Below are 5,941 nucleotides of genomic sequence, written 5' to 3'. Positions count from 1 at the left end.
AATGGAGCTATTATCAAGACTAAGCGTGGAAATATCAGAACGAGATCTTTGAGCAATATCAAGCAGATTGCCATCATTATCTTTTTCGTTTTTGCTGATTTTCAACGTCCATGTTGTATCGTTTTTCAGATCAAAGTGTACATTTCTGTCTTGAGCAATATTCGCTCTGCCCTCTAAAGTAGACTGATCAGCGCTTAATGTGAAGGTGCCGTTGGAGATCGCTTTAACCTCTTTACCATCCCACAAATCTTTATCTTTCCATGACGTTTTGTCCCAAAAAATACCATCTCCTAATAATACGTCCGCATGAACTTCTGATTTTTTAAGATTGACTGTGCCGATTGATGGGGCTGCCGCATCTTCGATGCTTTTTTCAACAAAAGCTCCAACGAGAATACCAGTATCATTTTCAGCATGAATCTCTGCATTGGTCAGATTGATCTCATTGCTATGATATTTTTGTGGGTAATCTGGGCCATTTGGATCATTATCAGAGAAAGTTGCGAATTGTAAACCGGCAACTTCTGCTGTGGCAGAAATATCTGTCAGATCAATATGTCCGCCATTTATTACAACCAGTGCAGCTTTTTTTGCTTCTATTTTGTTTTTCTTCCCATTTGGAGGAGTGTCGGATTGGGTATCTAGACCTTCAGAATTAGTATCAATAGTGCCATTGCTCGTTTTAATTGTACTACCTTCAACAGCAAAAAGACCAGCATCAACATTTTGAATGGTTGTTTTGCCATTTAATTCAACTACACTATCGGGCTCCCAAATGTTTACACCAACGGTTGGTTCTGTGGATTTACCACCGGTTATTGTTAAATCTCCGCTAACGATTTTACCCCCACTATCAGCATAAAGACCTTCATCAACATTTTGAATGGTTGTTTTTCCCGTTAACTGAATTTCACTACCAGAGTCCCCTGTCCATACACCAGATCGTTTTTCATTGGGGTCTTGATCAATTACTTCACCACCGACTACGGTTAAATTTTCACTGGTAATTTTACCACCAAGGATTGCTCCAAGACCGTTCCAAGTATTGTTAATTGTTGTATCGCCATGCAATTCAATTCTGCTATCAGGACCAATGGCCTCTGCACCGGTTCCTTTGCCATCTGTTGTTAAAGCAACATTCGTGGCGTCAATTTGTCCGCCTTTTTCTGCAAATAATGCAACTAGCGCATCCCCTATTGTTGTTACTTTTCCTCCTGCCATTGTGATCTTAGATCCTGAACCATCTGCACGGAGTCCATTACCATTAGATGATGCGACTGTAACATTGTTGTTTAAAGTAATGGTGCTGCCTTCTTTAGCATATACCCCATCAGTTTTTCCATCGAATGATCCTCCAGAGACTGTTATTGTGGAGTGATCATTTGCAAATATGCCTGTGTTTGCTTGAGTGACGGTTACATTGTTTAAAGCCACAGTGCTTTTTTCGGCACTTATTCCCTTATCCATCAATGTGCCATCGTTACCGCTCGATATTGTTACATCTTCCAGCGTGTTTTTATTTTCATCACTTCCGCTAGCGTTGAAAAGAGCACCTATTTGAGAAGCAGCAATAGAACCACCGGTCATCTTGGCTGTAGCTCCATTTTGTACATCAAGGCCGTTTATAACTTTTTCAATGGTTGTTGTGCCTTTTAATGTAATGACGCTGTTAGCGCCATCGGCTTTTGCGCCAGTTCCAGTGCTATCTGTTGTTGTTAAAGCAACATCCGTGACATCGATCTGTCCACCTTTTTCTGCAAATAATGCATTTTGTTTTCCACTGACAGTTCCTCCCGTCTTCGTGATTTTTGCTCCTGAACCTTCTGCATGAAGTCCAGAACCATCAGATGATGTAACCGCAGCTTTTTCGTCTAAATTAATGGTGCTGCCTTCTTTAGCATATACCCCATCATTTTTTCCATCGAATGATCCTCCAGAGACTGTTATTGTGGAGTGATCATTTGCAAATATGCCTGTGTTTGCTTGAGTGACGGTTACATTGTTTAAAGCCACAGTGCTTTTTTCGGCACTTATTCCCTTATCCATCAATGTGCCATCGTTACCGCTCGATATGTTCACATTTTCTAGCGTGGTTTCGTTGTTCTTACTACCGTTGAAAGAAGCACCAATTTCAGAAGCTGTAATGGAAGCGCCATCTATCTTGATTGCCGCTCCATTGTTCATTACAAGGCCATTTTTGAATTTTTCAATGGTTGTTTTTCCATTTAACTCAATCTTGCTATTAGGTGTGTAGGCTCCTATACCAATACTTGTTCCTTTGGTTGCAGAACCAATGAGTGTTAAATCTTCACTAACGATTGCACCATTTACTGCCATAAGACCATGGTTTGTGGCGTTTTTAATGGTTGTTTTTCCCTTTAACTCAATCTTGCTATTAGAGTCTTGGACGGACACACCAACATTAGATTCTCCAGCTTCATTAAGGGTTATCGTTAAATCTTTGCTAGTAATTGCAGCACCGCCTACTGCCTGAAGCCCGTTAGTAACTTTTTTAATGGTTGTTTTGCCTTTTAATGTAATCATGCTGTCAGCGCCATCGGCTTTTGCACCAGTTCCGCTGCCGTCTGTTGTTGTTAAAGTAACGTCCGTGACATCAATCTGTCCGCCTTTTTCTGCAAATAATGCAGCTTGTTTCCCAGTTACGGTTTCTTTCTCCTTAGTGATCTTAGACCCTGAGCCTTCTGCATGGAGTCCATAACCATCAGTTGATGTAATTTTAGCATCGCCGGTTAAATTAATGGTGCTGCCTTCTTTAGCATATACCCCATCAGTTTTTCCATCGAATGATCCTCCAGAGACTGTTATTGTGGAGTGATCATTTGCAAATATGCCTGTGTTTGCTTGAGTGACGGTTACATTGTTTAAAGCCACAGTGCTTTTTTCGGCACTTATTCCCTTATCCATCAATGTGCCATCGTTACCGCTCGATATGTTCACATTTTCTAGCGTGGTTTCGTTGTTCTTACTACCGTTGAAAGAAGCACCAATTTCAGAAGCTGTAATGGAAGCGCCATCTATCTTGATTGCCGCTCCATTGTTCATTACAAGGCCATTTTTGAATTTTTCAATGGTTGTTTTTCCATTTAACTCAATCTTGCTATTAGGTGAGTAGGCCCCTATACCAATACTTGTTCCTTGGGTTGCAGCACCAGTTAGTGTTAAATCTTTACTAACGATTGCACCATTTACTGCCATAAGACCATGGTTTGTGGCGTTTTTAATGGTTGTTTTTCCATTTAACTCAATCTTGCTATTAGCATCTTGGACGTACACACCAACATTAGATTCTCCAGCTTCATTAAGGGTTATCGTTAAAGCGTTGCTAGTAATTGCTGCACCGCCTACTGCCCGAAGCCCGTTAGTCATTTTTTCAATGGTTGTTGTACCCGTTAACTCAATCTTGCTACCAGAATCTTGGGCTACTAAACCAATATTGGTTCCATTTATTATTAAATTTTCGCTGGTGATTTTACCGCCTTTTTCTGCAGAAAGTCCGTCCTTAACTTTTTCAATGGTTGTTGTGCCCGTTAACGTAATTTCACTGCCCGAATCTTTCGACGCTACACCAGTGCTGAATTTTTCAGGATCAGGAGAGGTTACTATTAAATTTTCACCCTTGATTGCGCCACCATTTGTTGCTTCAATTGCATCATAGGAACTGCCTGAAGTGGCAGTCGTTATTGTACCTTTTGCATCATTTTTAAGAACATTGTTAGCAGCATATGCGTTGAAATGGGTGCCAAACAGCGTAACAGTCATAGCCGCTGTACAGAGTAACAGAGATTTTTTATACATTTAGATATTTTCCTTAACTTATAAGCCCCACGCATTCCGCCCCCGCTTATAAGAAGGATATCAAATGAATGGTTTTCTACTTTGAGACAAATAGATTATTTTTATTTTTGTGTAAAGTATAATTATAAATTTTATAATAAAATACGTAATGTTTTTACTGTAAATCTATTTTATTATTCATTATGAATAAAAATAAAACTAAATTATAAATAAAAATTATTTTATAATATTAAAAATTAAAATATTTAAATCACTAATTTATTAAAAATTTATAAAATAATATGAAGATATTAAAATTTATTTGTAATTTTTTATTGTATATCATAGTGTTATTATTGTGCATTATTTAGAGATAAACTTTATTGAATTATCACAAGAAAGAAAATAATGGAGAAGATATTAAAAAAGAAACCAGAAAAGAGGAAATGAGCAATAAAGAATAGCAGTATCTATGCTGCTGTGAATATACAAAAAAGAAAGCTTGTCGTTTGACAGGAGTTTTTTAAGTGGGAATAGGTGAGATTGGGTGGGAATTTATGATTTTTTTATGACTAATTTTCACCATTAAATGCACATTTTATCAAAATGGATTTTTACATCTAAAAATGAGAAAAATCTGTGATTCAATGGAAAAAATAGGAAAAGGCTTTGAGGATTAAAAAAACTCTGTGGAAGCCTAGAAAGCCGCCTTTGAAGACCCTTTGAAAAAAATCTATAAATTGTGAAGTTCGCTCCCAAATCAGCCCAAAAAGCGAAAAAAGATATGATATTTTAAAAACAAATTGTTATTAAAAATCTTAATGTAAGGAGAAAGGCACCTTCATTTTCCATTTTTAATGATGGTTAGGTTGGATTTGTGTCGTTCTTGAGTGTTTTTTTAACCTCTATTTGATGTTTTAAATGCAATTTTAAAAAGAGGCAAGGTATGCTCTATTTCTTCACTGTCGTTGATGTCTTGAATAAGCTCTTGTAACTTTTTATAAAGCTCCGCCGCGAGTTCTGCTATATCTTCAGGGGGAAATTTAATTGTTGCATTTTTGTTATTTGATTGATCCCTTTGTACGGGTGGCAAATAGTGATGGTGGATGGAGCATTAAACCGGCAAGTCCCTTTGCTGCCGCCATGTTTATCAAACGTGATAAGCAAAGGGGCGGTGTTTTTTGGTCTCCCTCCAACCAAGATGTGCATGGCATTTTAGGGACAGCACGCCCGATTAGCTATTTTGATGGCGAAATCGATCATGAGGCAAATCGCCTCAACCAAGCCGATATTGCGACCTTTATTCCAGCACGGCTTAGCCAAAATGCGCATGGAAAAATTGCCGCCAATGGACGCATTTTATGGGGAAATCATACCACCTCCAGTGATCTACTCTGGCGCTTTGTCAATGTAGTGTGCACCTGTGCAGCGTTGAAAAAACTATCACTAACAGTTTTAGCCCTTGGGCTAATGACGAGAATCTGACTGCTCACTATGTCATTGCTATTACCCGCTCTCTCACGCAGTTTCTTGATGATCTTATTGCGCGGGGTGCACTGCTGGGGGGCGGGTTTGGTTTGATCGCGATTTAAATTGCAACAGTATTTTACAATTAGGACAGTTTCGGGTGGAGTTTGATGCAGAAGAAGTGCCACCTTTAGGAGATTTAAGTTTCGGTAGCCGGTGCAATAGCGCATATTTGATTGGCTTACTGAAGATATCCAAAAGAAAATGATGCACACTTTTGGCGATACGCTTGAAACTTATCGCAAAGCAGCAAGGAGTGAGGCATGACTTTACGCATTGTACGCGGTTTTACCCTGATTGTTGATGGTTTTATGGGTACCCATCACAAGGTTGAGTGATTTTTTAAATCTTTGCCAAGCCGCATCAGAGAATGGATTGGCAGCGTTGATTTATCAGACCTTTTCCATTTGCCAAGTTTTTTGGGAGGCACAACAGCCATTCAACCGATTGCACAATTTGCGGGGGCGGGGCATGCCAATTACTCTGTGAGAGAACAAAGAGGCAAAGAGCGCTCCCCCATCACCCACAATCAAAATGTCACGGTGCATGTCAATGGTGCCCGTGATCCTGTGGCCACTGGTCGTGCGGTTGCCCACGCCATTCAACGGGCACGCGCTAA

Annotated in this window: 2 protein-coding genes and 2 pseudogenes; 2 read left to right on the top strand and 2 right to left on the bottom strand. The window is 39.4% G+C overall.

Annotated elements, in window-relative coordinates; all coding sequences use genetic code 11:
* Positions 1-3,816: beta strand repeat-containing protein (locus ACFIKB_RS08710; RefSeq protein WP_375653346.1), on the bottom strand; the 3,816-nt coding region annotated here is incomplete at its 3' end.
* Between the two features lie 843 nt (positions 3,817-4,659).
* Positions 4,660-4,855: pseudogene (locus ACFIKB_RS08705) on the bottom strand (transcriptional regulator); the annotation flags it as partial.
* Between ACFIKB_RS08705 and ACFIKB_RS08700 the strand changes: the two are divergent.
* Both ACFIKB_RS08700 and ACFIKB_RS08695 read left to right on the top strand, forming a co-directional pair.
* Positions 4,852-5,589: pseudogene (locus ACFIKB_RS08700) on the top strand (phage tail sheath family protein); the annotation flags it as partial. The pseudogenes ACFIKB_RS08705 and ACFIKB_RS08700 overlap by 4 nt on opposite strands.
* An 83-nt stretch (positions 5,590-5,672) precedes the next feature.
* Positions 5,673-5,941: hypothetical protein (locus ACFIKB_RS08695; protein WP_375653344.1), on the top strand; the 269-nt coding region annotated here is incomplete at its 3' end.

Origin of the sequence: Bartonella sp. MR110HLJHH, from assembly GCF_042194225.1 — a bacterium.
In the GTDB taxonomy this organism is placed as follows: Bacteria; Pseudomonadota; Alphaproteobacteria; order Rhizobiales; family Rhizobiaceae; genus Bartonella; species Bartonella grahamii.
The sequence above is the reverse complement of the archived record's forward strand: the minus strand, read 5'-3'. Positions and strand labels throughout refer to the sequence as shown.